Raw genomic sequence first — 1,472 nt, 5'->3', positions numbered from 1 at the left:
CGTAACTATTCAGCAGTTGTAAACCGGAGCCAGGCACTGCATAGTGCTGGACATGACGAAGATGCCTGACATCGAAGACCTGACGCACGAGCAAAAAGACGCGCTCATCATCGATCTGGTGAGGCGTCTGAACGAACTGGAAGCGAAGCTCGAGAAGGACAGTCACAACTCGAGCAAGCCGCCGTCATCAGATGGTTTGAAGCGCAAGCCCAAGTCGCTACGCGGCGCGAGCGGTGCGCGTCCCGGGGCTCAGCCGGGTCATCCGGGCAAGACGCTCAAGCGCGTCGCGCAGGCCGATCACGTTGAGATTCATCGGGTCGCCGCGGTATGCGATGCCTGCGGCCATGCGATCGGGCGCGATCGCGTTTCGGTGCTGCCCGAAGAGCGTCAGGTGATTGATCTGCCGGCCATTTGCTTTGAAGTCACAGCGCATCGTATCGAGACGGCGCAGTGCCGCTGCGGCAAGATTCATCACGCGACGTTCCCCCGGGACGTGAGCCAAGCGGTGCAGTACGGTTGCCAGATCAAGGCCGCAGCGGTTTATCTGACGCAATACCAACAGTTGCCGATCGACCGTGCACGCCAGGCGCTGTCTGACCTGTTCGGTCTGAGTGTGAGCGCCGGCACGGTGCAGAACTGCATCGACGATGCTGCCCGCAACTTGAGGCCGGCGGTGGAACAGATCAACCAGGCGCTGCAGGGCGCGCCGGTGGTGCACTTCGACGAGACGAGCATGCGCGTTGGACGCTCGACGCACTGGCTACATACGGCATCGACCGAGGCGCTGAGCTGGTATGGCTCGCACACCAGGCGCGGCCAGGAGGCGCTGGACAGCTTCGGCATTCTGCCGTCGTTTGCCGGGGTGGCCGTGCACGATGGCTGGGTTCCGTATGCAAACTATGACTGCGAACACGCGCTGTGCAACGCCCATCACCTGCGCGAGCTCATCTTCGTATGGGAGTCCACCCAACAGCGTTGGGCCGAGCGAATGATCAGGCTGCTACGCGACGCGAAGATCGAGGTCGACCGCAGTATTGCCGATGGCAAGACGGCTCTGAGCGCCGCGCGCAAAAATCACTATCGGCGACGCAGCCGGGCGCTAATCGCCGAAGGCCGCACGCTCAACCCGCAACAGGCGCGCGAGCCCACGCGAGAAGACCTGCGTGGCAGGATCAAGCAAAGCGCTGCCTATAATCTACTGGGACGTCTGGAGCGCTACGCGGCCCAGGTGTGGCGTTTCGTGGCCGACCATCGCGTGCCGTTCGACAACAACCAGGCCGAACGCGATATTCGCATGCCGAAACTCAAGCAAAAGGTATCGGGATGCTTTCGCACCGCACTCGGGCTTCAGGCGTTTTGCACCATCCGATCGTACCTGGCTACCTTACGCAAACAACGCCGTCCGCTTGTTGATGCTCTCGCTCTGAGCTTCGCCGGTCATGTGCCTTCGCCCTTAACTGCTGAATAGTTAC

The 1,472-nt window shown here is 61.5% G+C and carries 1 protein-coding gene; it reads left to right on the top strand.

Annotated features, from left to right (window positions below):
* Positions 1 to 52 precede the first annotated feature (52 nt).
* Positions 53 to 1,468: an IS66 family transposase gene (gene tnpC / locus PQQ96_RS41940; RefSeq protein WP_408303282.1), complete on the top strand. Its 1,416-nt coding sequence runs from the start codon at positions 53 to 55 to the stop codon at positions 1,466 to 1,468.
* The last annotated feature ends 4 nt before the right edge of the window (positions 1,469 to 1,472 follow it).

The sequence above is a fragment of the Paraburkholderia sediminicola genome (genome assembly GCF_046027825.1).
GTDB classification, from domain to species: domain Bacteria; phylum Pseudomonadota; class Gammaproteobacteria; order Burkholderiales; family Burkholderiaceae; genus Paraburkholderia; species Paraburkholderia sediminicola_D.
Note: the sequence above shows the minus strand (reverse complement) of the source record. Positions and strands in the feature narration are given on the sequence as shown.

Excerpts from the sequence above, each read along its gene's own strand:
- tnpC (WP_408303282.1), top strand. The coding sequence starts at position 53 with ATGACGAAGATGCCTGACATCGAAGACCTGACGCACGAGCAAAAAGAC.